The organism is Paraburkholderia youngii (assembly GCF_013366925.1).
GTDB lineage: Bacteria > Pseudomonadota > Gammaproteobacteria > Burkholderiales > Burkholderiaceae > Paraburkholderia > Paraburkholderia youngii.
Window position 1 is genome coordinate 6064195 of sequence record NZ_JAALDK010000001.1, and the last position, 25947, is coordinate 6090141.

At 63.7% G+C, this 25947-nt stretch carries 30 protein-coding genes; 7 read left to right on the plus strand and 23 right to left on the minus strand.

The window, feature by feature from the left end:
* Window positions 1–29 precede the first annotated feature (29 nt).
* Window positions 30–842, minus strand: coding sequence for a MetQ/NlpA family ABC transporter substrate-binding protein (locus G5S42_RS27620; protein WP_176109642.1), 813 nt, complete (start codon window positions 840–842; stop codon window positions 30–32).
* Window positions 843–1113: 271 nt separating this feature from the next.
* Here G5S42_RS27620 and G5S42_RS27625 point away from each other — a divergent pair, with 271 nt between their 5' ends.
* Window positions 1114–1404, plus strand: a complete 291-nt coding sequence (locus G5S42_RS27625; RefSeq protein WP_176109643.1) for a YciI family protein — start codon at window positions 1114–1116, stop codon at window positions 1402–1404.
* A 75-nt stretch (window positions 1405–1479) separates the two neighbouring features.
* Here G5S42_RS27625 and G5S42_RS27630 read toward each other — a convergent pair whose 3' ends face one another.
* The 5 genes from G5S42_RS27630 to G5S42_RS27650 are packed head-to-tail and all read right to left on the minus strand — an operon-like array spanning window position 1480 to window position 5611.
* Window positions 1480–2109 (minus strand): SCO family protein, encoded by a 630-nt coding sequence (locus G5S42_RS27630; protein WP_176109644.1) that lies wholly within the window; start codon window positions 2107–2109, stop codon window positions 1480–1482.
* Between the two features lie 4 nt (window positions 2110–2113).
* Window positions 2114–3019, minus strand: coding sequence for a heme o synthase (cyoE, locus tag G5S42_RS27635; RefSeq protein ID WP_176109645.1), 906 nt, complete (start codon window positions 3017–3019; stop codon window positions 2114–2116).
* A gap of 5 nt (window positions 3020–3024) precedes the next feature.
* Complete coding sequence (locus G5S42_RS27640; protein ID WP_176109646.1) at window positions 3025–4134, minus strand: COX15/CtaA family protein; 1110 nt, start codon at window positions 4132–4134, stop codon at window positions 3025–3027.
* Between the two features lie 22 nt (window positions 4135–4156).
* Window positions 4157–4843 carry an SCO family protein gene (locus tag G5S42_RS27645; protein WP_176109647.1) on the minus strand — a complete coding sequence of 229 codons (687 nt, stop codon included), beginning with the start codon at window positions 4841–4843 and terminating at the stop codon, window positions 4157–4159.
* Window positions 4844–4894: 51 nt separating this feature from the next.
* Window positions 4895–5611 (minus strand): SURF1 family protein, encoded by a 717-nt coding sequence (locus G5S42_RS27650; RefSeq protein WP_176109648.1) that lies wholly within the window; start codon window positions 5609–5611, stop codon window positions 4895–4897.
* A gap of 111 nt (window positions 5612–5722) precedes the next feature.
* Here G5S42_RS27650 and G5S42_RS27655 point away from each other — a divergent pair, with 111 nt between their 5' ends.
* The gene (locus G5S42_RS27655; protein ID WP_008921867.1) at window positions 5723–5932 is read left to right on the plus strand and encodes a twin transmembrane helix small protein; all 210 of its coding nucleotides are present in this window, start codon (window positions 5723–5725) and stop codon (window positions 5930–5932) included.
* Between the two features lie 191 nt (window positions 5933–6123).
* On the opposite strand, the gene G5S42_RS27660 is transcribed toward G5S42_RS27655, so the two are convergent.
* From G5S42_RS27660 to G5S42_RS27690, 8 genes are all read right to left on the minus strand, one after another.
* Window positions 6124–6981 (minus strand): cytochrome c oxidase subunit 3, encoded by an 858-nt coding sequence (locus G5S42_RS27660; protein WP_176109649.1) that lies wholly within the window; start codon window positions 6979–6981, stop codon window positions 6124–6126.
* A gap of 125 nt (window positions 6982–7106) precedes the next feature.
* Complete coding sequence (locus G5S42_RS27665; protein ID WP_018419310.1) at window positions 7107–7316, minus strand: DUF2970 domain-containing protein; 210 nt, start codon at window positions 7314–7316, stop codon at window positions 7107–7109.
* 50 nt (window positions 7317–7366) lie between these two features.
* The gene (locus G5S42_RS27670; protein WP_176109650.1) at window positions 7367–7993 is read right to left on the minus strand and encodes a cytochrome c oxidase assembly protein; all 627 of its coding nucleotides are present in this window, start codon (window positions 7991–7993) and stop codon (window positions 7367–7369) included.
* Between the two features lie 42 nt (window positions 7994–8035).
* Window positions 8036–8170: a cytochrome oxidase small assembly protein gene (locus tag G5S42_RS43850; protein WP_217709958.1), complete on the minus strand. Its 135-nt coding sequence runs from the start codon at window positions 8168–8170 to the stop codon at window positions 8036–8038.
* A 125-nt stretch (window positions 8171–8295) separates the two neighbouring features.
* Window positions 8296–9909, minus strand: a complete 1614-nt coding sequence (gene ctaD / locus G5S42_RS27675) for a cytochrome c oxidase subunit I (protein WP_176109651.1) — start codon at window positions 9907–9909, stop codon at window positions 8296–8298.
* Window positions 9910–9953: 44 nt separating this feature from the next.
* Window positions 9954–11591 (minus strand): cytochrome c oxidase subunit II, encoded by a 1638-nt coding sequence (gene coxB, locus G5S42_RS27680; protein ID WP_176109652.1) that lies wholly within the window; start codon window positions 11589–11591, stop codon window positions 9954–9956.
* Window positions 11592–11655: 64 nt separating this feature from the next.
* Window positions 11656–12132: a DUF2244 domain-containing protein gene (locus G5S42_RS27685; RefSeq protein ID WP_176109653.1), complete on the minus strand. Its 477-nt coding sequence runs from the start codon at window positions 12130–12132 to the stop codon at window positions 11656–11658.
* Between the two features lie 395 nt (window positions 12133–12527).
* Complete coding sequence (locus tag G5S42_RS27690; protein WP_176109654.1) at window positions 12528–13493, minus strand: methyltransferase domain-containing protein; 966 nt, start codon at window positions 13491–13493, stop codon at window positions 12528–12530.
* A gap of 82 nt (window positions 13494–13575) precedes the next feature.
* On the opposite strand from G5S42_RS27690, the gene G5S42_RS27695 reads away from it, so the two are divergent.
* Window positions 13576–14361, plus strand: a complete 786-nt coding sequence (locus G5S42_RS27695; RefSeq protein WP_176109655.1) for a ComF family protein — start codon at window positions 13576–13578, stop codon at window positions 14359–14361.
* 18 nt (window positions 14362–14379) lie between these two features.
* Window positions 14380–14850, plus strand: coding sequence for a tRNA (uridine(34)/cytosine(34)/5-carboxymethylaminomethyluridine(34)-2'-O)-methyltransferase TrmL (gene trmL, locus G5S42_RS27700; protein ID WP_176109656.1), 471 nt, complete (start codon window positions 14380–14382; stop codon window positions 14848–14850).
* Here trmL and G5S42_RS27705 read toward each other — a convergent pair.
* The 5 genes from G5S42_RS27705 to G5S42_RS27725 form a co-directional block, all read right to left on the minus strand.
* A complete protein-coding gene (locus G5S42_RS27705; RefSeq protein WP_176109657.1) occupies window positions 14823–15383 on the minus strand; it encodes an O-acetyl-ADP-ribose deacetylase in 561 nt (186 codons plus the stop codon). The genes trmL and G5S42_RS27705 overlap by 28 nt on opposite strands.
* A gap of 97 nt (window positions 15384–15480) precedes the next feature.
* On the minus strand, window positions 15481–16479 hold the full coding sequence (locus G5S42_RS27710) for an NAD(P)H-dependent glycerol-3-phosphate dehydrogenase (protein WP_176109658.1): 999 nt from the start codon (window positions 16477–16479) through the stop codon (window positions 15481–15483).
* Window positions 16480–16501: 22 nt separating this feature from the next.
* The gene (gene secB / locus G5S42_RS27715) at window positions 16502–16981 is read right to left on the minus strand and encodes a protein-export chaperone SecB (RefSeq protein WP_176109659.1); all 480 of its coding nucleotides are present in this window, start codon (window positions 16979–16981) and stop codon (window positions 16502–16504) included.
* 149 nt (window positions 16982–17130) lie between these two features.
* A complete protein-coding gene (grxC, locus tag G5S42_RS27720; RefSeq protein WP_062125843.1) occupies window positions 17131–17391 on the minus strand; it encodes a glutaredoxin 3 in 261 nt (86 codons plus the stop codon).
* Window positions 17388–17813, minus strand: a complete 426-nt coding sequence (locus tag G5S42_RS27725) for a rhodanese-like domain-containing protein (RefSeq protein ID WP_013088271.1) — start codon at window positions 17811–17813, stop codon at window positions 17388–17390. The genes grxC and G5S42_RS27725 overlap by 4 nt, the downstream gene beginning before the upstream one ends.
* A 137-nt stretch (window positions 17814–17950) precedes the next feature.
* On the opposite strand from G5S42_RS27725, the gene gpmA reads away from it, so the two are divergent.
* The 3 genes from gpmA (at window position 17951) to G5S42_RS27740 (ending at window position 21541) form a co-directional block, all read left to right on the plus strand.
* Window positions 17951–18697: a 2,3-diphosphoglycerate-dependent phosphoglycerate mutase gene (gpmA, locus tag G5S42_RS27730; protein ID WP_176109660.1), complete on the plus strand. Its 747-nt coding sequence runs from the start codon at window positions 17951–17953 to the stop codon at window positions 18695–18697.
* Window positions 18698–18960: 263 nt separating this feature from the next.
* Window positions 18961–20538, plus strand: a complete 1578-nt coding sequence (locus G5S42_RS27735) for a S41 family peptidase (protein WP_176109661.1) — start codon at window positions 18961–18963, stop codon at window positions 20536–20538.
* A 244-nt stretch (window positions 20539–20782) separates the two neighbouring features.
* Complete coding sequence (locus G5S42_RS27740; protein WP_176109662.1) at window positions 20783–21541, plus strand: HesA/MoeB/ThiF family protein; 759 nt, start codon at window positions 20783–20785, stop codon at window positions 21539–21541.
* A gap of 98 nt (window positions 21542–21639) precedes the next feature.
* Here the strand turns inward: G5S42_RS27740 and ptsP are convergent, their stop codons facing one another.
* The 4 genes from ptsP to gshB form a co-directional block, all read right to left on the minus strand.
* Complete coding sequence (ptsP, locus tag G5S42_RS27745) at window positions 21640–23385, minus strand: phosphoenolpyruvate--protein phosphotransferase (RefSeq protein WP_176109663.1); 1746 nt, start codon at window positions 23383–23385, stop codon at window positions 21640–21642.
* Between the two features lie 384 nt (window positions 23386–23769).
* Window positions 23770–24039: an HPr family phosphocarrier protein gene (locus G5S42_RS27750; RefSeq protein ID WP_013088266.1), complete on the minus strand. Its 270-nt coding sequence runs from the start codon at window positions 24037–24039 to the stop codon at window positions 23770–23772.
* Between the two features lie 124 nt (window positions 24040–24163).
* A complete protein-coding gene (locus G5S42_RS27755; RefSeq protein ID WP_176109664.1) occupies window positions 24164–24691 on the minus strand; it encodes a PTS sugar transporter subunit IIA in 528 nt (175 codons plus the stop codon).
* Window positions 24692–24918: 227 nt separating this feature from the next.
* Window positions 24919–25875 (minus strand): glutathione synthase, encoded by a 957-nt coding sequence (gshB, locus tag G5S42_RS27760; protein ID WP_176109665.1) that lies wholly within the window; start codon window positions 25873–25875, stop codon window positions 24919–24921.
* Window positions 25876–25947 lie beyond the last annotated feature (72 nt).

Here is a 25947-nt window from a genome sequence, read left to right on the forward strand (position 1 = left end):
GCTGTTCGCGATCGCGCTGAACGCGTCGCTTAGAACGACGGCACCATCGAACCCTTGAACTGCGTCTTGATGAACTGGCGCACGTCTTCCGACTGATACGCTGCGACCAGCTTCTTGACCCACGGCTGATCCTTGTCCTTCGTGCGCACGGCGATCAGGTTCGCGTACGGGCTGTGGATGTCTTCGAGCGCGATCGCGTCCTTGGTCGGCTGCAGGCCAGCGGCCAGCGCGAAGTTCGTGTTGATGACGGCAGCATCGACGTCGGCGAGCGAACGCGGCAGTTGCGCAGCGTCGAGCTCGACGAACTTGATCTTCTTCGGATTGTCGACGACGTCGAGCGGCGTCGCGTTGTTGCCGCCCGTGGCCGCGCCATCCTTCAGCTTGATCAGGCCTTGCGCCTGCAGCAACAGCAGCGCGCGATTTTCGTTCGACGGATCGTTCGGTACCGCGACCTTCGCGCCTTGCGGCAGATCCTTCAGCGACTTCAGCTTCTTCGAGTACGCGCCGAGCGGCGAGATGTACGTGAGGCCCGCGGTGACGAGCTTGTAGCCGCGCTGCTTGGTCTGGCTATCGAGGTACGGCTGGTGCTGGAAGCTGTTGGCGTCGAGGTCGCCGGCATCGAGCGCGGCGTTCGGCTGGATGTAGTCGTTGAACTCGACGACCTTCACGTTCAAGCCTTCGCGCTTCGCAACCTTGGTGACGACTTCCCAGATCTGCGCGTCCGGGCCGCCGATCGTGCCGACCTTGATGACCTTGTCGTCGGCGTGCGCGCCGAAGCTGGTCAGGATCGCCGCACCGGCGACGACTGCGGTGAGGGCTTTGAGGATATTTCTGCGCTGCATGTGTTTCTCGCTGTTGCGGTTCGACGTTTGAGTCGATGGCCCCGATCGGTGCCGGAGCCGGATGAAAATGGGCGGCGCTCCGGTTCCTGCTGGTGCGCCGTCGGCCAAGCCCTAAATTGTTTCATATGGGCGGCAAGTTTGGAAAATACCCTTAGCGCATATGGATATGCAGAGCGCGAGCGTGCTGGCTAGCGCGACGCAAAACGGCGGCTAACCGATAATCCGGAGCCGTGGCCTCGCACGGCCCACTCAACCGACACTGAGAACGACCATGTATGTGATCAACCTGATCTACACCGCCCCGCTCGATCGTATCGACGACGCGCTCGACGCGCATCGCGCGTTTCTCGCCAAGCAGTTCGACGCTGGCATCTTCGTCGCGGCTGGGCCGAAAGTGCCGCGCGACGGCGGCATCATCCTCGCGGTGCGTATCGAGCGCGACAGGCTGGATCGCATTCTCGCGAGCGATCCGTTCGCCGAGCAACAGCTCGCGCGCTACGAGGTGACGGAGTTCAAGACAACGCGTATCGCGCCGGGGCTGAATCTGCCGACCCCGGTTTGAGCGCGAGTTGCGAAAAAGAGATCGACGCGAGGACGCATAAGCGGCGGCGCGACAAAAAGCCGCCTGCGATACGCGTCAATCGAGCAAAAGCTTGAAGTCGTGCACCCACGGCGTCGCGCCCTGACCATCGCGCGCGAACAGACGCAGCTTGCCGTCCGTGTCGAACACATAGCTCGCGGCCGTGTGGTCCATCGTGTAGCTGTCGGGCGTTTTGCCCGGCACCTTCGCGTAGTAGACGCGGAAGTCTTTCGCGAGCTTCGCGAGTTGCTCTTCGCTGGCAGGACGCAAGCCCACGAAGCTCGGATTGAACGCCGGCACGTATTGCGCGAGCAACTGCGGGGTGTCGCGCTCGGGGTCGAGTGTGACGAACAGCACCTGCACACGCTTCGCGTCTTCCGGGCCAAGTTGCTGCAACGCCTGTGACAGCTCGGCCATCGTCGTCGGGCAGACGTCCGGGCAATGCGTATAGCCGAAGAACAGCACGACGACCTTGCCTTTGTAGTCGGCAAGCGTGCGAATCTTGCCGGACGTGTCGGGCAACGAGAAATCGCTGGCGAATTGTGTATTGCCGGTGATGTCGAGATTCGTAAAAGCCGGCGGCTGCTTGCCGCAACCGGTCATCAGCAGTGTGCCGCCCACCGCCGCGCCGAGCGCGCAAGCGATCACAGCGGCGCGCGCGACGCGCGCAAAGCGGTTGTTGAGCATGGTGTTACGCGCCGATTACGACGCGCGCATAGTGGTCGATCAGCAGCGCGGCGAACAGCAGCGACAGATAGACGATCGAATAACGGAAGGTTTTGCGCGCGAGCTCGTCCGAATACTCCCGGTAGATCTTCCACGCATACGCGAGAAACACTGCGCCCAGTAGCACCGCCGCCGCGAGATACACGACGCCGCTCATGCCGGAGATGAACGGCATCAGGGTGACCGCGAACAGAATGACCGTGTAGAGCAGGATATGCAGGCGCGTGTACTTTTCGCCGTGCGTGTTCGGCAGCATCGGCAGGCCGGCGTTTTCGTAGTCCTTGCGGCGATAGAGAGCGAGCGCCCAGAAATGCGGCGGTGTCCATACGAAGATGATCAACACCAGGATCCATGCGTCGCCGGGCACGTGGCCGGTGACCGCTGCCCAGCCGAGCGCCGGCGGCATCGCGCCCGACGCGCCGCCGATCACGATGTTCTGCGGCGTGGCCGGCTTCAGCAGCAGCGTATAGATGACCGCATACCCGACGAACGTGGCGAGCGTCAGCCACATGGTCAGCGGATTGGCGAACGTGTACAGCGTCCACATGCCGAGGCCGCCGAGCACGGCCGAGAACAGCAGGATTTGCCGGGTAGTGATTTCGCCGCGCGCCGACGGACGCCACGACGTGCGGCGCATTTTCGCGTCGATCTGCTGCTCGACGAGGCAATTGATCGCGAACGCAGCACCGGCCAACAGCCAGATGCCGACGGTGCCGCCGATCAGGACGGTCCACGGCACCATGCCCGGCGTCGACAGGAACATGCCGATGACCGCGCAGAACACCGCGAGCTGCGTAACACGCGGCTTGGTCAGTGCGAGATATTGGGAGACCCGGCTGCCGGGCGATTGGGAGAGTGTTGTGCTGTCCATGTGAGTCACGCTGGCGCGGCTTCGCGCGCAGGGATCGCAGCGCGGCCGGGACGGCTATAAGCGATTCGAAAGTTTAACATAACGAGCAATAGCAGCAGGATCGCGGCCCCGCCGTTATGGGCGACCGCGATCGGCAACGGCCATTGCAGCACGATGTTCGACAAGCCGGTGATGAACTGGATCAGCACCACCAGCAGCACGCCGTTGGCGGGTCGCCGCAGCGACTCGAAGCGGCGCATCTTCACCGCGAACCACACCAGATAGGCGATCACGGCGAACGCGAACGTGCGATGCGTCCAGTGAATCGCGACCAGCGCATCCTGCGTGATCACGTCGCCGTCGCCGGTCATGCCGAGCGCGCGCCACAGGTGAAAGCCGTGCGCGAAGTCCATCGGCGGAATCCATTGGCCGTTGCAGGTCGGGAAGTCGGTGCACGCGAGCACCGCGTAGTTCGTGCTGACCCAGCCGCCGAGCGCGATCTGCAGTACCAGCAGTCCAAGACCCGCGAGCGCCGCCGCGCGCCAGCGCGCGGCTTCCGGCTCGTAGGCGGGCAGCGGCGTCAAGCGCGCCGCGAGCCAGCCGAGGGTGCCGAGCAGCGCGAGGCCGAGCAGCAGATGCGTGGTCACGATGATCGGCTGCAGCTTCATCGTCACGGTCCACGCGCCGAACGCGCCTTGCACGACGATCAGGAGCAGCAGCGAAGTCGGCCACCACGGTGACACGTGCAGCGGACGACGCTTGATGCGCGCCGTCCACGCAATGATCGCCTGCGCGATGATCAGCACGCCGATCGCCATCGCGAAGTAGCGGTGGATCATTTCGATCCACGCCTTCGTCATGCTGACGGGGCCGCTCGGCATCGCATGATAGGCGGCGGAGATCGCCGCGTGTGCGATGAACGGTGACGACGTGCCGTAGCAGCCGGGCCAGTCCGGGCAGCCGAGGCCCGAATCGGTGAGGCGCGTGAAGCCGCCGAACATCACGAGATCGAGCGTCAGGAAGGTGGTGAGCCAGACCAGCTTGCGGAATTTGTTGTCGTCGGCCTTGACCCATACGTAGGACAGCGGCAGCAACGCGATACACAAGCCGATCAGGCCCAGTTGCAATACGAACATCTCATTTACCCAGGTTGCGGCATCAGCCGATGGTCGACCACTTGAGCAGCTTGGTCAGGTCGCCTTTTATTTTGCTCGGGTTCGCGTCTTTCGGAAAACGCATCATCAGATTGCCGTTCGGATCAACCAGGTAGATGTGGTCGGTGATCCGCGTGCCGGTGTCGGCGGGCAGCCACGCGGCAACCTGCGCCGGATCGGCGATCAGCATGTCGGTGTTGGGGTAGGCGCTTTGTATCACATCGGCGACCTTGTCCGCATCGGTGCGCAGCCACACCTCCATGACGCGCTCACGTTCCGGGCCTTGCGCTGCGCGGATTTGTCGCATGAAGTACAGCTTTGTCACGCAGGCTTTGTCGCACGCGCTGTTGTCGACCGAGATCATCAGCCAGCGGCCGTGCAGCGACGCGAGCTTCAGCGGCTTACCGTCCTCGCCGGTGACCACGAGCGAGTCGGGGATCGGCCGTTGCGGGTCGATCAGCGCGCCGTAGTTCGTGCTGCCGCCGGTCGGCTTGATGACGTAGTACATGAAGTACGAGATCGCGATCGGCGCCGCACAGATCACCGCGAGCAGCAGCAGCACCCAGCGGCCGCGCCGCCACGAGCCCGGGCCGTTCGGTTGGCCGGGCATCGGCCTGGCCGCGGCGGGTTTGCCGGCGGCTTTGCCAGCGGGTTTGCCAACTTCCGGCGAACGGGGAGTATGAGTCGACACTACGGAACCTCTTTCAATGTTTGGACGACGGCGAGCCGTGCCTTGCGTTCCTCACGCGCCCTGCGCGTGTTCTTTTTTGCCCGCGCGGCGCGCCGCATACAGACCGAACGCGAGCGCCGCGGCGGCCATGCCCCACCACTGCAGCATGTAGCCGTAGTTGCGCTCGACGCCGGTGGTCGGCGCGGGCCAGTCGCGCACCAGACCGTCGTGCGCGTCGCCGATCTGCTGGATCACGAACGATTGCAGCGGCAATCCGGTCTCCGCCGCGTACGCGGCGACATCGAGATTCTGCCGGATCAGGTGATGCGCGGCCGATCCGCCCTCGCCGAGTTCGAACGCGCGTGACGCGTCGGCTCGCGCAATCCCTTCGATCTCGAGCTCGCCCGACGGCGTCGTGTACGGCGCGATGGTCTCGCGATTGCTCAGGTTGCGCGGCAGCCAGCCGCGATTGACGAGCACGTAGCCGCCGTCGGCGAGTTTAAAAGGCATCACGACGTAAAAACCCGGCTGATCGTTATACGGACGATTATCGAGGTACGCGACCTTGTCCGCGACGAAACTGCCGCGCGCTTTCACCCGATGAAACTCCACGTCTTTCAGGGCGAGCGGCGCCGCGCTGACCGGCAGCGCAGGCGCGTTTTCGAACTGCGTGATGCGCGCCTCGAGCGCTTCCTTCTGATGCGCACGATCGCGCTGCCAGAAACCGAGCCGCACCGTCACGACGACGACCAGCAGGATCAGCAGCACGGGAATCAGGCGAAACTTCATTGCAGGTACTCCGTCATCGCGTGCAGGGCCGCCGGGAACCTGCGGCAGACGCCCGCGCGCGGTGCGATAATGGGTGTCTTGCCACTGCGCTTTCCGGTTTCAGTTGGTTCCATGCACATTATCGTTCCCATCGCCTTTGCTCTGATCATCGCCAGCATGGTGTCGGCGCTGTATTTCATGATGCACGACAAAGGCAAGACCAAGCGGATGGTCTGGTCGCTCGCTACGCGCGTGGGCCTGTCGATCTCGCTGTTCCTGTTCATCCTGTTCGCACACTGGATGGGCTGGATTCAGTCGACCGGGATTCCGTACGGGCGCTGACGCACGCGGATAGGTCGCCGGCGCAAAGCGTCGGCGGCAAAATTTTCACGCCACCAAACAAAACGCCGCCCTGACAGGTCGAGGGCGGCGCTGCATTCATCCTTGCATACTGCTCGTGCGCGCCGCCTCACAGGTGTTGCGCGCACGTCCCGCGCCTGCGCCGACGAGCAGCGCGCGCGGGTCTGACCGCATTACAGCCAGTACACGACGACGTACAGACCGAGCCACACGACGTCGACGAAGTGCCAGTACCAGGCCGCGCCTTCGAACGCGAAGTGATGTTCCGGCGTGAAGTGGCCACGAATCAGGCGCGCCAGCACGACGGCGAGCATCGTGCCGCCGAGGAACACGTGAAAGCCGTGGAAGCCGGTCAGCAGGAAGAACGTCGAACCGTAGATGCCCGAAGCCAGCGTGAGGTTCAGCTCGTGGTATGCATGGAAGTATTCGAAACCCTGCAGGAACAGGAAGCACACGCCCAGCACGAGGGTCGCCGCGAGCCACGCGATCGCCTTCTTGCGATGGTTGTCGCGCAGCGCGTGGTGCGACACCGTCAGCGTCGCACCCGACGACAGCAGCAGCGCCGTGTTGATAGTCGGCACCGGCCACGGCTGCATCGACTTGTAGGTGCCCACGAGCTCGGCCGGGCCGTTGTTCGGCCACACTGCCGTGAAGTCCGGCCAGATCAGCTTGTAGTCGAGGCTGCCCAACTGATGCATCGCGATTTCGCGAGCATAGAACAGCGCGCCGAAGAATGCGCCGAAGAACATCACTTCGGAGAAGATGAACCAGCTCATGCTCCAGCGGTACGAGCGGTCGACGTTCTTGCCGTACATGCCGCCTTCCGATTCGGCGATCGCGTCGCCGAACCAGTGCCACAGCGTAAAGAGCAGCCACAGGAGACCGATGAGCACGCCGAGCGGCGCCCACGTGTGGTCATTGATCCAGGCCGCAAGCGATCCGAGCATGACCAGCAACCCGGTAGCGGCGCTGATCGGATGCCGCGACGGATGCGGTACGAAATAGTACGGGCTCTCGTTTTGACCGCTCATTCTTGATTCTCCACTTCAGTCCAGTTGTTCCGGAATCTCCGGCTGTATCTTCGGCGGCGCGTCGATACCGCACCGCTTCTCTCTAATTCGCGGGCTCTTCTGTGCTGCTGTGCCCTGCTACTGCCTCAACCGACCACGAGGCGCACGACCAGAATCAGCACCCCGATCAGGACCGCCGCGCCGATCAGCGCCGCCACGATCACATGCAGCGGGTTCAGCTGCGTCGCGTCCGCCTCGAGATCGCGGCGCTTGCGCACGCCGAAAAACGACCAGAACACCGCGCGCATCGACTGACCGAAACTGCTCTTGCGCGGACTGCCGCCGTTATCGTTCATCTCGCTTCGTCTTCCTTCGTTCGTCCGTGGCTCGCGCCGTCAAAGCTGCTTCAGGCCGGCTTCGCGGGAGTGGCTGCCGCGTTGTTCACTGAATTTGCCTTCGGCGCCGCGTCATCCGCGCTTGCCGCCGCCGGCGTGTTCAACTCGAAAAACGTGTACGACAGCGTGATCGTCTTCACGTCCTTCGGCAACTTCGGATCGACCACGAACACCACCGGCATCCGCTTCGTCTCGTTCGCGCTCAACGTCTGCTGCGTGAAACAGAAACACTCGATCTTCCTGAAGTACTCAGTCGCCTGCTTCGGCGCGTAGCTCGGAATCGCCTGCGCACGGATCGTGCGCGACTGCCCGTTGCTGACGTCGTACATGACGGTCGTCACTTCGCCCGGATGCACGTCGAGACTGCGCTGCTCCGGCTTGAAACCCAACAGGCCGCGCGCGTTCGCATCGAATTCGATCGAAATCGTGCGGCTCATGTCGACCTGCGTATTCCTCGCCTCGCGCGCCGAAACGTCGCGCTGCACGAGGTTGTTCACGCCGGTGATCTGGCAGATCGCGCGATACATCGGCACCAGCGCGAAACCGAAACCGAACATCATCAAAGCGACGACGAACAGCTTGATCAGCATCGAACGGTTGAAAGAGCGGTCGGCCTCGGCCGGCGGTTGCGTCGACATCTGAATCCTCAACAAACCTGCATACGGACTGCGACTGCGGCGTTAGCTGAACCAGCACTGCTTCACAATGACGCTCGCGAAAAACACCGCGGCGATCGCGAACATCACCAACCCTATCCGCCTGTTGCCCGCGCGAATCTGCTCCGGCGTACGTCTTTCCTGTGGATTGCGCGTCATGCTCGACTTTCTGAATACGGTTCTTGACTGGTGAGACCGCCCGACTGCGGCCGCCTCGCGAAGCGCCCGGTTCCGGTAGCGGCATGTGTCGCGCCGCCGGAACCCGGCACTTCGCCGGGAGAGGCTTATTCGACGGTAGGCGGATGCTCGAACGTGTGGAACGGAGCCGGGCTCGGCACGGTCCACTCGAGGCCCGTTGCGCCGTCCCACGGCTTGTCGCCCGCCTCTACGAGCTCACCGCCACCACGGTACGCCGGCAGCGCCACCGCGAACAGGAAGTAGACCTGCGACAGACCGAAGCCGAATGCGCCGATCGAGATCACCTGGTTCCAGTCTGTGAACTGTGCCGGGTAGTCCGCATAGCGACGCGGCATGCCCGCGAGACCGACGAAGTGCATCGGCAGGAACGCGAGGTTGAAGAAGAACATCGACGCCCAGAAGTGAATCTTGCCGCGCGTTTCGTTGTACATCCAGCCGGTCCACTTCGGTGCCCAGTAGTACCACCCGGAGAACAGCGCGAACAGTGACCCCGCCACCAGCACGTAGTGGAAGTGCGCGACCACGAAATAAGTGCCGTGATACTGGATGTCGAGCGGCGCCATCGCGAGCATCAGGCCCGACAGACCGCCGAACGTGAACACGATCAGGAAGCCCACCGCGAACAGCATCGGCGTTTCGAACGACAGCGAGCCACGCCACATCGTCGCGACCCAGTTGAACACCTTCACGCCGGTCGGCACCGCGATCAGCATCGTCGCGTACATGAAGAACAGCTGGCCCGTCACCGGCATGCCGGTCACGAACATGTGGTGCGCCCAGACCATGAACGACAGGATCGCAATCGACGCCGTTGCGTACACCATCGAGCTATAGCCGAACAGTGGCTTGCGCGAGAACGCCGGAATCACCTGCGAGACGATCCCGAACGCCGGCAAGATCATGATGTACACCTCGGGGTGCCCGAAGAACCAGAAGATGTGCTGGTACATGACCGGGTCGCCGCCGCCTGCCGCATTGAAGAACGACGTGCCGAAGTGACGGTCGAACAGCACCATCGTGATCGCGCCCGCGAGAACCGGCATCACGGCGATCAGCAGGTACGCGGTGATGAGCCAGGTCCAGACGAACATCGGCATCTTCATCAGCGTGAGGCCGGGTGCGCGCATGTTCAGGATCGTCACGACGATGTTGATACCGCCCATGATCGACGACGCACCCATTAGGTGGACCGCGAAAATCGCGAAGTCCATGCCCGGGCCCATCTGCGTGGACAGCGGCGCATACAGCGTCCAGCCCGCGGCGGTCGCGCCGCCTGGCGAGAAGAACGAGCCGACCAGCAGAACAGCCGCGACTGGCAGCAGCCAGAAGCTGAAGTTGTTCATCCGCGCGAAGGCCATGTCCGATGCACCGATCTGCAGCGGCACCATCCAGTTCGCGAAGCCGACGAACGCCGGCATGATCGCGCCGAACACCATGATCAGCCCGTGCATGGTGGTCAACTGGTTGAAGAACTCGGGACGCATGATCTGCAGGCCCGGCTCGAACAGTTCGGCACGGATCATCAGCGCCATCACGCCCCCGGACAGGAACATGGTGAACGAGAAGATCAGGTACAGCGTACCGATGTCCTTGTGGTTGGTGGCGAACAGCCAACGGCGCCAGCCGTGCGGCGTTTCGTGGGCATGGTCGCCGTGCACGTGCTCGTGGCCCGCGACTACATCGTGTCCGATGCTAGACATGAATATCTCCTAAAGCGAATTCTGCGGTGCTGACCATGAACACGTCAGGCTGCCGGGCTGATCTGAACGCGCCGGGCTTCCTTCGCGTCGGTGCCGCCGGTGATCGTTTCCGGCTTCTTCAAAATAATATGGTCTTCGGCAATGCCGGCTGCTTTCAGTGCGTCGCGAACGGCCTCGGCACGACTCTTCGCGAGCTTCGCGTTGACGTCGGCGGAGCCGGTTGCGTCGGTGAAGCCCGACAGCGTGAATTTCGCGTCCGGATGCGCCTTCGCGTAGGCCGCGGCCGCGTCGACCGCCGCTTTCGCGTCGGCCGGCAGCGTGCTCTTGCCGGTCTCGAAGTAGATGCTCGCCGGCAGCGTGGCCTCTGCGCTATTCGCAGCAGCCGCGCCAGCGTCATTGCCCGATGCAGCCGCCGGTGCGGAAGCCGCTTCCGCACCCGATGCCGCAGCGGCGCCGCTTGCCGCGGCACCCGCTTCGGCCAGATGGTCGCCGCCTTCGGGCAGCTTGCCGTTGCGCGCTTCGGTGACCTGCTTCGGCTGCAGGATGTCGCCCGTGTGGTTGCCCCACGAGTTCCGTTCGTACGTGACCACCGAGGCGATTTCGACGTCATTCAGCGTCGGCGCCCACGAAGGCATCGCATTCTTGCCCTTCAGCACGAGGCTCACGTGCTGACCGATCGGACCGTTGGCGATCTTGCTGCCGTCGAGCGCCGGGAATGCGCCCGCGCCCTTGCCGGTCGGCTGGTGACAGACCGCGCAGTTCGCCGCGTAGACCTTGCCGCCGCGCTCCATCAGCTCGGCCATCGTATAGGTCTTGTTCGGATCGTCCTGGCCGGCGGCCATTTTCTTCTTCTCCGTGTCGACCCACTTGGCGTAGTCGTCGTCGGACAGCACTTCGACGACGACCGGCATGAACGCGTGTTCCTTGCCGCACAGCTCGGTACAGAAGCCGCGGAACGTGCCGGTGCGGTTAGCCTTGAACCACGTGTCGCGCACGAAGCCGGGGATCGCGTCCTGCTTCACGCCGAAGGCCGGCACGTACCAGGAGTGGACCACGTCGTTGGCAGTGGTGATGATGCGGATTTTCTTGTTGACCGGCACCACGAGCGGGTTGTCGACCTCCTGCAGATACAGCGTGGAGATCGGCTCGCGGCCTTCGGTTTGCGCGCGCGGCGTGGCGAGTGTGGACAGGAAGCCGATACCCTCGCCCGGACCCTTCACGTAGTCGTAGCCCCACTTCCACTGGTAGCCGGTGACCTTGATCGTGAGGTCGGCGTTCGAGGTGTCCTTCATCGCGACGACGGCCTTGGTAGCGGGCAGCGCCATCAACACGACGATGATGAACGGCACGATCGTCCAGATGATTTCGACGGTGGTGCTCTCGTGGAAATTGGCTGCCTGGTGGCCCTTCGATTTGCGGTGCGCGAAGATCGAATAGAACATCACACCGAATACACCGACGAAGATCACGGTGCAAAGGAGCAGCATGAACATGTGGAGGTCGAACAGCTCCTGAGCGATTCTCGATGCAGGCGGCTGGAGATTGATCGCGTTGACGGCTGGGCCGCCCGGAGCATCGCCCACTGCCAGGGCGGCACCGGCGAAAAGCAGTCCGCTCGTCGCCAGCACGCTCATGAGCGCTCGCTTGATTGTTTTCATAGCTTCCTTACCCAAATTTTCCATTCAAACCCCTCGACCCCGCTGGCAGCGTGTCGCGCCCCCTTGAACGCCGCGTGTCCGGCACCATCTAACAACGTGCCAGCCACATTCGCAGCTCGCCTGCGAACTGCGCGCGCCGATTTTGCGCGAGATGTTGCCCGATCATGATCGTCTGCCCGCGCGAGACCAGCTTGATCTGATCGCGCGGCGTTGCGCCCGGCTCTATCCGCACCCAGCGCGGATTGAATTCGAACTGCGTAATCTGCTCGGCGCTGACCTGCTCGATCACGAGCCGGTTCGGAAACAACCGGATGCGCTCGTAATCGACAGCATGACGCGCATATATTGCAAACGCGATACCTACCGCCAGCAATTCGATTCCGGTGAACGGCAACACCAGCCAGGCGCCGATCAGAACCAGAATGAATGCAATTGCCAACGAGAACAACGCAAGCGACGCGTACAGACAAACGAACTGCCGCGGCGATATCGAACAGTTGCGCTTCATGGTCCAGTCCCTGAGGACCGGTTCTGAATCCGCCAGCAGATGATCTGATGCGCCCATCGCTGCCTCCTGCGAATCGTCGCGTCCGGCCTGCCTTCTTTTACTTCCGGATGCATCTCGCGGCCGCCGCTCGTATCACTGTGTACAGCATCACTCGCGACCGCGCCAACCCCTACAGCATCACTTCATTTTGCAGCCCTGCGCCTCAGGCTTGCCACCCCAAATGTGGGAACGTCGGGCGACAAACTGACGCATTATAGGCGCGATCCATAGCATCGACAAGCAAGCCCCGATCGGCCCACAAGCCCGGCGCGACAAGCCTTCGCGCCATTTTGCCCGGCATTTTGCGGCTCTTTCGGAGGGCAAATCCCAGGCATAACGGAAGTCCTCTTTACCGCTTTTGCAACACGTCAACCGCACCGTCGGCAAGCAGTTGATGACCGCGCCGCAATCTGCTACCCACGCTTGCCCGGACCTCGTCCGATGTCCTCGAGCCGCACGATGCCATGTCCTTCGGCCGTGGTACGCGGCACGGCTTTCCATGCGTGTCCGTAGATCACCTCGAAGGTCAGCGCGATCGTGCCGTCAGCGCGCCGGCGCGCTTCGAGCGCGGCGAGCAGGGCTTTGTGCAACCGACGCGCAAGCGCGCCGTCATGCGCATCGCGCTCGAACGGGTATGCACCCCAGCGGCGCACGTCCGCGAGCAGCGACTCGGGCGACTTGTAGGTGATCGTCAGCGTCTCCTGGTCCATCACCGGGATCTCGAAGCCGGCCTCGACGAGCATGTCGCCGAGATCATGCATGTCGACGAAGTCGATCACATGCTTGCGCGACGCGACGCCGTGCGCAGCCTCGATCTCGGCGTAGGCACCGCGCAATTCCTTCAGCGTATCGGGGCCGAGCGTACTGAACATCAGCAGGCCGTTGACCTTCAACACCCGCTGCCATTCGGGAAAGACCAGATCGGGCCGCGAGTGCCAGTGCAGCGCAAGGTTGGACCAGATGAATTCGAATGCGCCGGCCGCGAATGGCAGCGCGGAGAAATCGGCTTGCGCGAAGCGCGGGCCACGCGCGCCGAGCGCCTTGCCGAGCGAGGCGGGAAGAAAGCGTCGCCAACTGGTGTCGCCGGCATCGTGACGCAGCGCGCGGCGCAGCATGCCATGCGACAGATCGGCGCCGAACACCGGCGCCTCGGGAAAGCGCGCGCGCAATGCGGGGATGTCTTCGCCCGCACCGCATCCGGCGTCGAGCACGCTCGAGGGCGCCACCTTGATGTAATCGAGACGCTCGCGCATGCGCTGCGCAATCTCGCGCGGCAGGAATGCAACCTCGTCGAAGGTAGCGGCGCGACGGTCGAAAATACGCCTGAGGCGCCGTGAATCGTAGGCCGGACGGCCAGATTGAGCGGATGTTGGGGACATGTGTGTCGTGCTGGCGTGAGCTCGAAGTATACTCGTTCGTTCCCCTCCATTCAGCGTGAACGGCATTCAGCGGCAGTCACCCGTGCGATTCCAGTCATTTTCCTCGTCGTGTCGAAATCAGGCCGCGCGTTTTGTGCGTGGTCTGCATTCGGCATGGCCGCGGGCTTTGAACGTCGCGTTGCCGAACCTGTGCGCGCTGTGCGGCAATATGTCGCATAAGACGCTGTGCGACGGTTGCGACGCGGCCTACTGGAACGAGAGCCGCCTGCGCTGCACCGTTTGCGCGGTGCCGTTGCCGGCGTCACGCTGGGTCGCTCAGGCGCAATATCGTTGCGCGGATTGCGTGGCCGAGCCGCCGCCGTTCGACGCGAGCTTCGCGCTCGCCGACTATCGCGCGCCGCTGGATACCCTCGCGGTCGGCCTGAAATTCCGCGCCCGGCTGATGCTTGCGCGCGATTTCGCGCAACGTCTCGCGTGGCTTGCTCAGGACAACTGGCACGACGCGGCCGAGCGGCCCGACGTGATTGCGCCAGTGCCGCTCGCCGGTCGCCGTCTGGTCGAGCGTGGCTACAACCAGGCCTGGCAGATTGCGCGGCCGCTTGCCCGGGCGCTCGACGTGCGCAGCGACGCGACGCTGCTCGAACGAACGCAAAACACCGCGCCGCAATCGCGCCTCGATCTCGATGCGCGCCGGCACAACGTCGGCCGCGCGTTTCGTGTCGCGCGCCCGGTGCGCGGCCTGCACGTCGGCATCGTCGACGACGTGATGACGAGCGGCGCGACGCTCGAAGCGCTCGCGCATACGCTGAAGGCGGCCGGCGCGCGGCGGGTCACGAACTTCGTCGCGTTGCGCACTCCGAAAAACTAGCTTTTACGTGGTCCCCTTATGTTCAACGTCGTTCTCGTAGAACCGGAAATTCCGCCCAACACCGGCAACGTGATTCGCCTGTGCGCGAATACCGGCGCCCGACTGCACCTGATCGAGCCGCTCGGCTTCCCTCTCGACGACACCAAAATGCGGCGCGCCGGCCTCGACTATCACGAGTATGCGGAAATGAACGTGCACACCGATTGGGACGCGTTCATCGCCAAAGAAACGCCCGACCCGTCGCGCATGTTCGCGTTCACCACACGCGGCTCGGGGCGCTTTCACGACCACGCTTTTCGACCGGGCGACTGGTTCGTGTTCGGCGCCGAAACGCGCGGTCTGCCCGATACGGTGCTCGAGCGCTTTGCGAACGAACAGCGCGTGCGTCTGCCGATGCGCCCTGGCAATCGCAGTCTGAATCTGTCGAACACGGTGGCGGTCGTGGTGTTCGAAGCGTGGCGTCAGGCCGGCTTCGAGGGCGGCGCCTGACGGCGTTCGAGTTCGGCCTCGTAGCGCGCGAACATCGTGTCGTCGAAGCACGCGAACATCACGTGCTTCATGTGGGGTGTGCGCGGCAACGTGTCGAGCACGGTTCCGACCGCGATGCTCACCGCATAGTCGGCGGGGAAACGGTAGATGCCGCAACTGATCGCGGGAAACGCAATGCTCGTGCAACGAGTCTCGTGCGCGACTTCGAGCGAGCGCTGATAGCACGATGCGAGCAGGTCGGCTTCGCCGTGCGCGCCGCCGCGCCACACTGGACCGACAGCATGGATCACATGCTTCGCGGGCAGCCGATAACCGGCGGTGATCTTGGCGTCGCCGGTCGCGCAGCCGCCGAGCGTTTCGCATTCGCGCAGCAACTCCTTGCCGGCCGCGCGATGAATCGCGCCATCCACACCGCCGCCGCCGAGCAGCGAAGTATTCGCGGCATTGACGATCGCATCGACGGCGAGCGTCGTGATATCGACCACGCGCGCTTCGAGCGTGCACGTGCCGTGACTGAGATTGAAGGTGGGCATGAAAACCTCGCTGACCTGAGTCTCGCTCAAGAAGTGGACAGCCAGGTGAGGCAGCCGTTCAACGCGAATTTGCGCTAAACGGCTGAAAGAAAAGACTTTATTCGGCCTTCGAATCGCGCCGCAGCAGCGCGCTGACCGCATCGCGCGGCGCCACGCCGTCGAACAGCACCGCGCAGACCGCTTGGGTGATCGGCATTTCGATTGCATGGGCGCGTGCGATCGAAAGGACCGCCTTCGCGCAGCGCACACCTTCGGCCACGTGACCGAGGCCGCCGAGGATGTCGTCGAGCGTGCGGCCGGTGGCGAGCTGCAAGCCCACGGTGCGGTTGCGCGATAGATCGCCGGTCGCGGTCAGGATCAGATCGCCGAGGCCGGTCAGCCCGGTAAAGGTTTCCGCGCGCCCACCAAGCGTCACGCCAAGACGCGACATTTCGGCGAGTCCGCGGGTGATCAGCGCCGCGCGTGCATTGAGGCCGAGGCCGAGGCCATCGGCGATGCCCGTCGCGATCGCGAGCACGTTCTTCACCGCGCCGCCCACTTCGACGCCGACGACGTCGTCGCCGGTATAGATGCGCATCGCACCGTGATGGAACGCCGCGACCGTGCGTTCGCGGCACACCGCCGACGAACTCGCGATCGTCAACGCAACCGGCAGTCCCTGTCCGACTTCGCGGGCGAAGCTCGGTCCGGACAACACGCCGTTGCTCGCATGCTCGGGCAATTCCGCCGCGACCGCCTGGTGCGGCAACAACTGCGAATCCGCTTCGAACCCCTTGCACAGCCACACGATATGCGCGGGCACCTTGCCCGCATCGCGCATCGCGCGCAACAGACCGCGTAGGCCAGCCACCGGCGTCGCGATCACGCACAGCGCATCGTCGGCGAGCGCGTGATCGAGCGCCGCACCGAGATCCGCTTCGCAGCGGAGCGCGGGCGGCAACGCGACGCCCGCCAGATAGCGGGCGTTTTCGTGCGAAGTGGAAAGCTCGGTGATGAGCGCGGACTCGCGCGCCCACAACACCGTGTCATGCCTGACGGCCAGATGGCCGGCGAGGGCGGTGCCCCACGCGCCAGCGCCGAGAACGGCGACCTTCATAGCCGGCACGGCCCGCGGCGCCTTAATGCGTGACGCCGCTTTGCGCCGCGCCGTCGCCCTGCTGGGCCGCGCTCATTTGCGCGAGACGCTGCTCGTACAGCGCCTGGAAGTTTATCTCGGCGAGGTGGATCGGCGGGAAACCGGCGCGGGTGATCGCGTCGGCGATGTTCGAGCGCAGGTACGGGAACAGGATGGTCGGGCAGGCGATGCCAACCAGCGGATCGATCTGCTCGGCAGGAATGTTGCGAATGTCAAAAATGCCGGCCTGTTTCGCTTCGATCAGGAACGCGACCTTGTCCGACACCTTGGCCGTAACGGTGCCCGTCACGAGGATTTCGAACACGGATTCTGCGAGGCGCTCGGCCTTCACGTCGACTTCGACTTCAACCGACGGCATTTCCTGCTCGAGGAAGATTGCCGGCGAATTCGGCTGCTCGAGCGACATGTCCTTCAGATAGATGCGCTGGATGTTGAAGAACGGCTGGTTATTCTCGTCGGACATGATGGTGATTCCTGATAGGTATGCGTGGCGGCGGCCGATGCACGCATGGGCCGCCAGATTATTGCGCCGGCTCGCCGGCTCCACGAGGAGCGCGCACGCGTCGGCTTATCGAGTGGTCCGCCCGCTCGCGCGGCGCGAAACGCGCGAACTCAGGCTGCTTCGAGCAGCGGCGTCAGACCGCCCGCGCGATCGAGCGCGGAAAGGTCATCATAGCCGCCGACATGCGTCTCGCCGATGAACACCTGCGGCACCGTGCGACGCCCGGTCCGGGTCATCATCTCCTCACGGCGGGCCGGGTCTTTGTCGATCAGTACTTTTTCAACCTGCTCGACGCCGCGCGACTTTAAAAGACGTTCGGCCATCTGGCAATACGGGCACACCTGGGTGCTGTACATGATCACTTTGTTCACTTGGCTGCTCCTTGTTTCACAACCGGCATACCGGCTTTCTGCCAGGCGTCGACGCCGCCTTCGAGAACATGGACTTCCGCGTATCCCGCTTCCTGCACGATACGTGCGGCCTTGTTCGACTGCTGGCCGGTCTGGCATACCAGCAGCACCGGGTTGCTCTTGTTCTTCGCGAGTTGCGTGACTTTCGCCTGCAACTCCGCGAATTCGAAATGCCGTGCCGAGGGCAGGTGCCCCTTGGCGTAGTCGGCGGACGGCCGCAGATCGATGACCGCCGCGTTGCGCCGGTTGATCAGTTGGGTGGCTTCAGCGGCCGACAGGCCGCCACGTCCACGCCGACTGATGGTCGGCCACAGCAGCAACCCACCAGAGATAAGGACGATTGCGATCAGGACAAGGTTTGTGTATTCGGTGAAAAACTTCACGGAAGATCCGCCGGAAAGAGAGAAATCGAAAAGGTCAACCCGACCATTATAAAATAACCGTTTGACGCGATGGCGATGCGCCGCCGAAGGCGCCGCACAGCGCGAGACCGCTTCCTCACTACCGACCGGCAACTCTTATGTACAAACTCGTTCTCATCCGCCACGGCGAATCGACGTGGAACAAGGAAAACCGCTTCACCGGCTGGATCGACGTCGACCTCACCGAGCAGGGCAGCCTCGAGGCGCAGCAGGCGGGCGTGCTGCTCAAGGAGTCGGGCTATACGTTCGACATCGCCTATACGTCGGTGCTCAAGCGCGCGATCCGCACGCTGTGGCACGTGCAGGACAAGATGGATCTGATGTACCTGCCCGTCGTGCATTCATGGCGCCTGAACGAACGCCACTACGGCGCGCTGTCGGGTCTGAACAAGGCCGAAACGGCAGCCAAATTCGGCGACGAGCAGGTGCTGGTCTGGCGCCGCAGCTACGACACGCCGCCGCCCGCGCTCGAGCCGACCGACGAGCGCGCGCCGTACACCGATCCGCGCTACGCCAAGGTGCCGCGCGAGCAACTGCCGCTGACCGAGTGCCTGAAAGACACGGTCGCGCGCGTGCTGCCGCTGTGGAACGAGTCGATTGCGCCGGCCATCAAGTCTGGGCGCAGCATCCTGATCGCCGCGCACGGCAACTCGATCCGCGCGCTGGTCAAGTACCTCGACAACATCTCGGACAGCGACATCGTCGGCCTGAACATCCCGAACGGCGTGCCGCTCGTCTATGAACTCGACGAAGATCTGAAGCCGATCAAGCACTACTATCTCGGCGACCAGGACGCGATCGCAAAGGCGCAAGCCGCGGTCGCGAGCCAAGGCAAGGCGGGCTGATCGCGCGTTTCCGGCCGCGGCCCCTCGCCACGGGAAGGCCCGGGGCCGCACGGAGACAACCGGCCCGGCAGGAAAAACTGTATTGTGCCGCGCGGCGTATCGCACGGCCCGCCAGCCGCGGGCCGGTTCGCAAGAACCAGGACCTTCCCGTACTGTCGAAGCACGATTGCCTGCACCGCGCCCTGAGCAGGCGGGTGTGCAGTTATACTTGTCCGTCCAATCTTTATCGACGCTGCCACGCGCTTCCGACCGCAATAGACTCTATGCGAAAGAACCTGAAAAATATCGGCCTGATTGCCGTGGGCCTTGCTACCGGTGTCCTTGCCACCCTGCAATTCTCCGCCTCGGCCCAGCAACCCGCTAGCGCCGCGGTCGCCCCGCTGCCGCTAGACCAGCTCAGGCTCTTCGCCGAAGTGTTCGGGCAGATCAAGCACGAATACGTCGAACCGGTCGACGACAAGAAGCTTCTCACTTCCGCGATCAAGGGCATGGTCTCGAGCCTCGACCCGCACTCGTCGTACCTCGACAAGACCGATTACGAAGAGCTGCAGGAGCAGACCAAGGGCCGCTTCGCGGGCCTCGGCATCGAAATTTCGTCGGAAGACGGCCTGATCAAGGTGATTTCGCCTATCGAAGACACGCCCGCGTTCCGCGCCGGCATCCGTCCGGGCGACCTGATCACGCGCATCAACGACAAGCCCGTGCGCGGCATGACGCTCGACCAGGCGGTCAAGCAGATGCGCGGCGAGCCGGGCACCAAGGTCACGCTGACCATCTTCCGCAAGACCGACGACCGCACGTTCCCGCTGACCGTCACGCGCGCGATCATCAAGGTTCAGTCGGTGAAGGGCAAGATCGTTGCGCCGGGCTTCGCGTACGTGCGCATCACGAGCTTCCAGGAACGCACCACGCCTGACCTCGCGGCCAAGCTGCAGGATCTGGCGCGCCAGGAGCCGAACCTGAAGGGCCTCATCCTCGACCTGCGCAACAACGGCGGCGGTTTGCTGCAAAGCGCGGTCGGCGTCGCGGGCGCGTTCCTGCCGCCGAATTCGGTGGTGGTGTCGACCAACGGCCAGATTCCGGATTCGAAGCAGATCTATCGCGACACCTACGATAACTACCGTCTGCAATCGTTCGACAGCGATCCGCTGAAAGACGTCCCGGCCATCTTCAAGACCGTGCCGATGATCGTGCTGACCAACGCCTACTCGGCGTCGGCATCGGAAATCGTCGCGGGCGCGCTGCAGGATCAGCACCGCGCGCTGATTCTCGGCAAGACCACGTTCGGCAAGGGTTCGGTGCAAACCGTACGCCCCATGACGGCGGACACCGCGCTGCGCCTGACCACCGCGTATTACTACACGCCGAGCGGCCGTTCGATCCAGAACAAGGGCATCCGCCCCGACCTTCCGGTCGATCAATACGCGGACGGCGATCCGGACGACGCGCTCGTCACTCGCGAAGTCGACTACTCGAATCACCTTGCGAACACGCAGGACCCGAACGAGAAGAAGGAAGCCGAGCAGCGCGAGTCGGAGCGCATGGAGCAGTTGCGTCAGCTCGAAGAGCAGAACGACAAGAAGACGCCGGAGCAGCGCCAGAAGGAACGCGAACGCAAGCCGGTCGAGTTCGGTTCCAACGACGACTTCATGATGCAACAGGCGGTCGGCAAGCTCGAAGGCAAGCCGGTTCAGGAATCCAAATCGCTGATGGAACGCCGTCTCGCGCAGAACAAGCCGGGCACGTCGGCCTCCGCGCCGGTCGCGGTTAAGCCGACGCAACCGGTGCCGGGCGCATCGGGACCGGCGCCGGCTTCGGCACCGGCTCCCGCTGGAAAGTAAGCCGGCAAATAAGCTGGCCAATAAGCAGCGAACCCGCGCGTGTCTTCGCAGCACGATAGTCTGCGAAGACACGCCGCAGCAGTTTCAGCACAGGCCGCCGCTTAACCGGCGGCGTCTCACGGCAAGCCGCAGCAGCCACCCTCCCCGCGCGATTAAAATAACAGCCACGAATGCGCGCCGCGGCCCTCCGGCCTGCCTCTCCTTGCGCGACACCGCGACATAGCGACACACCACGCGCCCCGCCATGAATGACGATCAACTCCTTCGCTACTCCCGCCATATCCTCGTCGACGAAATCGGCATCGAGGCGCAGCAGCGTTTTATCGACGCCCACGCGATCGTCGTCGGCGCGGGCGGGCTCGGTTCGCCGGCCGCAATGTATCTCGCGGCGGCGGGCGTCGGCCGTCTGACGCTCGTCGATGCCGACACCGTCGACCTGACCAATCTGCAGCGCCAGATCCTGCACGTCAGCGCGTCGGTTGGACGCAGCAAGGTCGAGTCCGGGCGCGACACGCTCGCGCAGATCAATCCCGAGGTCGTCGTCAGCGCGGTCGCCGAGCGCGTCGACGATGCATGGCTCGATCGCGAGGTGCCGCACGCGAGTGTCGTGCTCGATTGCACCGACAACTTCGCGACGCGTCACGCGATCAACCGCGCGTGCGTCAAGCATCGCGTGCCGCTCGTGTCGGGCGCGGCGCTGCGCTTCGACGGCCAGATCAGCACCTTCGATTTCCGCGACGAAGCGTCGCCATGCTACGCGTGCGTGTTTCCCGAAGACCAGCCGTTCGAGGAAGTCGCCTGCTCGACGATGGGTGTGTTCGCGCCGACGGTCGGCATCATCGGTTCGATGCAGGCTGCCGAAGCGCTGAAGGTGATCGGCGCAATCGGCACGCCGCTCGTGGGCCGCCTGACGATGCTCGATTCGCTGCGAATGGAATGGAACACGATGCGCATCGGACGTCAGCCGGATTGCCCGGTGTGCGGCCACGCGCACGGCTCTTGAGGCGGTTCCCCACTGCGCGTCCGAACGACGCCGAAACAGAAAAACGCCGCATGTGCGGTGTTTTTTCGTTCAACGAGGCGAGACGAAGCGCGTCGGATTCACACCAGCGCGACCCGCTTGAGCGCCGCCTGCACCTCTTCCGGCTCGAACGAAGCCAGCACGTCGGCCACGGGCTTTTCGAGCGTCTTCAGATGCGAGCGCAGCACCTCCTGCTTGACCTCGAGCAGTTGGCTCGGATGCATCGAAAACTCGGTCAGGCCCATGCCGAGCAACAGACGCGTCAACGCCGGATCGCCCGCCATCTCGCCGCACACCGACACCGGTACGCCCGCACGCTTCGCCTCGCGCAGCGTGAACGCGATCAGGTGCAGCACGGCCGGATGCAGCGGGTCGTACAGATGCGCGACCGCGTTGTCCGCGCGATCGATCGCGAGCGTGTACTGGATCAGATCGTTGGTGCCGATCGACAGGAAATCGAGCCGCTTCAGAAACAGCGGCAACGCGATCGCGGCGGCCGGAATCTCGATCATCGCGCCGACCTGCACGTTCGGATCATAAGCAATGCCCGCGTCGTCGAGTTGGCGCTTGGCTTCGCGGATCAGATCGAGCGTCTGGTCGATTTCCTGCGCGTGCGCGAGCATCGGGATCAGGATCTTCACCTTGCCGAACGCCGACGCGCGCAGGATCGCGCGCAGCTGCGTGAGGAACATCTGCGGCTCGGACAGGCTCCAGCGAATTGCGCGCAAGCCGAGCGCCGGATTCACGGCGGTCTCGTAGCCGTCGCCGCCGGCCATCGAATCGAGCGGTTTGTCGGCGCCGACGTCGATCGTGCGGATCGTGACCGGCAAGCCGTTCATCAGTTCGACCGCGCGACGATACGCGCTGAACTGCTCCTCCTCTTCGGCCATCCGGTCCTTGTGATTCATGAACAGGAACTCGGTGCGAAACAGACCCACGCCGGTCGCGCCCGATTCGATCGCCGCGCGCGCATCGTCCGGCAACTCGATGTTCGCGCACAGTTCGATGCGCGTGCCGCACAGCGTTTGCGTCGGCGAGAACTTGAGCCGTTGCAGCTTGCGCTGCTCGAGCTCCTTCTCGCTTTGCCGATACGAGTATTCCTCGAGCACGATCGGCGCGGGATCGACGATCACGATGCCGTGGTCGCCATCGACGATGATCAGATCGTCCTGGCGGATCAGCGCGCTCGCATGCTGCACGCCGACCGCGGCCGGAATGCCGAGGCTGCGCGCGACGATCGCGGTATGCGACGTGCGCCCGCCGAGATCGGTGACGAAGCCCTGGAACGTCTGCGTCTTGAACTGCATCATGTCGGCCGGCGCGATGTCGTGCGCGACGACGATCATTTCATCGCACGCGCCATGCACGTTGTCGACGATGCCCGGCGCACCCGCGAGCGCCTTCAGCACACGTTCGACGACCTGTTCGATGTCGGCTTTGCGTTCGCGCAGGTATTCGTCTTCGATATCGTCGAAATGGCGCGAGAGTCTTTCCAGCTGTTCGGTCAGCGCCCACTCGACGTTGTAGCGGCGCGTGCGGATCAAGTCGATGGTTTCCTGAACCAGCATCACGTCGTTCAGGATCATCGTGTGAACGTCGATGAACGCGCCCATTTCACTGGGGGCATCCGCGGCGAGATCGGCGCGCAGCACGTTGAGTTCTTCATGCACGCGTTGCTGAGCCGCGCGAAAGCGCCCGACCTCCCCTTCGATCTGGGCGGGTTCGATCAGATAGTGGTCTACGTCGAGTGCTGCCGGGGCGATCAGATAGGCCCGCCCGATGGCGATACCGCGCGAGACGGGAATTCCATGCAGCGTGAATGACACGCGCACCTCCTCTAGTTGTGTGATGCCGCGGCAAACCGCTGCAATGCTCTCAGACTGTACCTGGCATTATAAATTCCGCGCCTTTTTGAAGTATGTCGGCGGTGTGTGCAGCGCAGCACGAGTTATCGCATACAGGTGTCCTCGTACACCGCGAAGCTGCGCTTTCTACGCGTCGGACAATATATGGTTTAAACATTGAAAACGCGTGTCGCCCTACGCGCATGTGGCCTTACGCACTCTTCCCCGCGGCTTTCGCGCCGCTTCTATAAGCCTTAATGTCGATTAGCAGCGGGCCTCTTCTGATATTCAAATGTCGGCGGCGAAAAAAAAGCCGCGGACTGAGCCGCGGCATTTTCGGGTTTGTCGAACACAAAGCGCGCGGCGTTATTGACCTTCGCCAAATTTATCGGCGATCAGTTTCAACAGCGCGTCCATCGCTTCCTGTTCGTCGGTACCTTCCGTTTCGATCAGCACGGTACTGCCGATGCCCGCGGCGAGCATCATCACGCCCATGATGCTCTTTGCGTTGATACGACGGCCATTGCGGCTCATCCAGATTTCCGCCTGGTAGTTGCCCGCGAGTTGCGTCAACTTGGCCGACGCGCGCGCGTGCAGCCCCAGCTTGTTCACAATTGTCGTTTCTTGTTGCAGCATGTGATGGTCCGAAGCGCGGGTGAATGAAATGGTGAAAAGTCAAACTGCAAAGCGGCTGCAATGCGCTTGGCGCCGTTGCGAAACCGCTTGAATCCGTCGAAGCTTGCCTGCGAACCAGCCCGATTTACAGGCCGGGCGCGTCCGGCTTCTGCGTCAGATCGGCATCGGCCGGCAACGCGGGAACACAGTCGGCGGGCGCCGCGTCAGCCGGCAGCGCCGGCAGGCAATCGGCCGGGCAGGCTGACGCCGCGACCGGTTCCGGCGTCGCCGGTCCGATCGCGTGCACGCCCTTGGTCGCGCCGGCGAGCGCCTTGTCGACGAGCGTGTCGAGCGGCGTCGCGCGATAGCAGACCGCACGCACCAGCATCGGCAGATTGACGCCGCACAGCACGCGCACATCCGGCTCGGTGGCGAGCCGGCCCGCGATGTTGGCCGGCGTCGCGCCGAACATATCGGTCAGCACGAGCGCGCCGTTCTCTTCCTTCAACCGCGCGACTTCCGAATTCGCGAACGCGACGACCTGCGCGGGATCGCAATCCGGCGACACATCGATCACGCCGATACGCGCCGGCAAACCGCCATAGATGTGGGAAATGCAATCGCGCAACGCGGTGGCGAATGGAGCGTGCGCAATGATCAGAATGCCTGCCATGTCAGCCTTACTGCAATAGAACGGCCCCAAAACCGTGGACCGGGACTCGAGCCCGGTTCGCCATCGCCCCGGACCGGCCGTGGGTCGCGAGGGTGGAAATGCATCGTCGGGCGAGCGGGCATTGTAGCAGCCTCATTTTCGCGCCAATCCCGACGGCGCGCCTGATGCGGATTTACTACACAGATTGGGGGTGCGGCCGGGCAATCAAGGCCGCTAGAGTCGGCGCGTCAGCCGACCGCGCGCTCCAGCGCGTCGACGAACATCGCGGCGACGTCGAAGCCGGTCTGATCCATGATCTCGCGGAAACACGTCGGGCTCGTGACGTTGACTTCGGTGAGCCAGTCGCCGATCGCATCGAGTCCGACCAGCAGCAAGCCGCGCGCCGCCAGCACCGGCGCGAGCGTATCGGCGATCTTGCGGTCCTGCTCGCTGAGCGGGCGCGCGACACCCAGTCCACCGGCCGCCAGGTTGCCGCGCACCTCATTACCCTGAGGAATGCGCGCGAGCGAGTATGGCACCGCTTCGCCGCCGATCAGCAGGATGCGCTTGTCACCCTCCTTGATCTCGGGGATGAATTTCTGCGCCATCACCGAGCGTGCGCCGTCGTGGCTCAGCATTTCGACGATCGAGCCGAGGTTCATGCCGTCCGCCTTCACGCGAAACACGCCCATGCCGCCCATGCCGTCGAGCGGCTTCAGGATCACGTCGCCGTGCTGTTCGTGGAACGCGCGCAGACGCGCCGGATCGCGCGTGACCAGCGTCGGCGCGACGAACTGCGCGAACTCGCCGATCGCGAGCTTCTCCGAATGATCGCGGATCGCCTGCGGCTTGTTGAAGACGCGCGCGCCGCCACGCTCGGCCAGTTCGAGCAGCCACGTCGATGTCACGTATTCCATGTCGAACGGCGGGTCTTTGCGCATCACAACCGCGCCGAAGCTCGCAAGCGCGCGCGGCGCGGCGGCATCGGCGACAAACCAGACGTCACGATGCAGATCGGCGGTATCGCCGGTGATCGCAATGCGCTGCACGTTCGCTTCGACATCGCCGCCCGTCCACGCCAGATGCTTCGGCTCGCAGGTGTACACCGTGTGACCGCGGCGCGCCGCTTCGGCCATCATCGCGTAGGTCGAGTCTTTGTAAATCTTGAAATGGCTGAGCGGATCGGCGATGAAAAGAATGTCCATGAAAGTCCCGGTGCGCCCTGACGGGCGTGACATTGTTCGTCAATATAGTCTTTGAAGACGGCGATGGCGGCA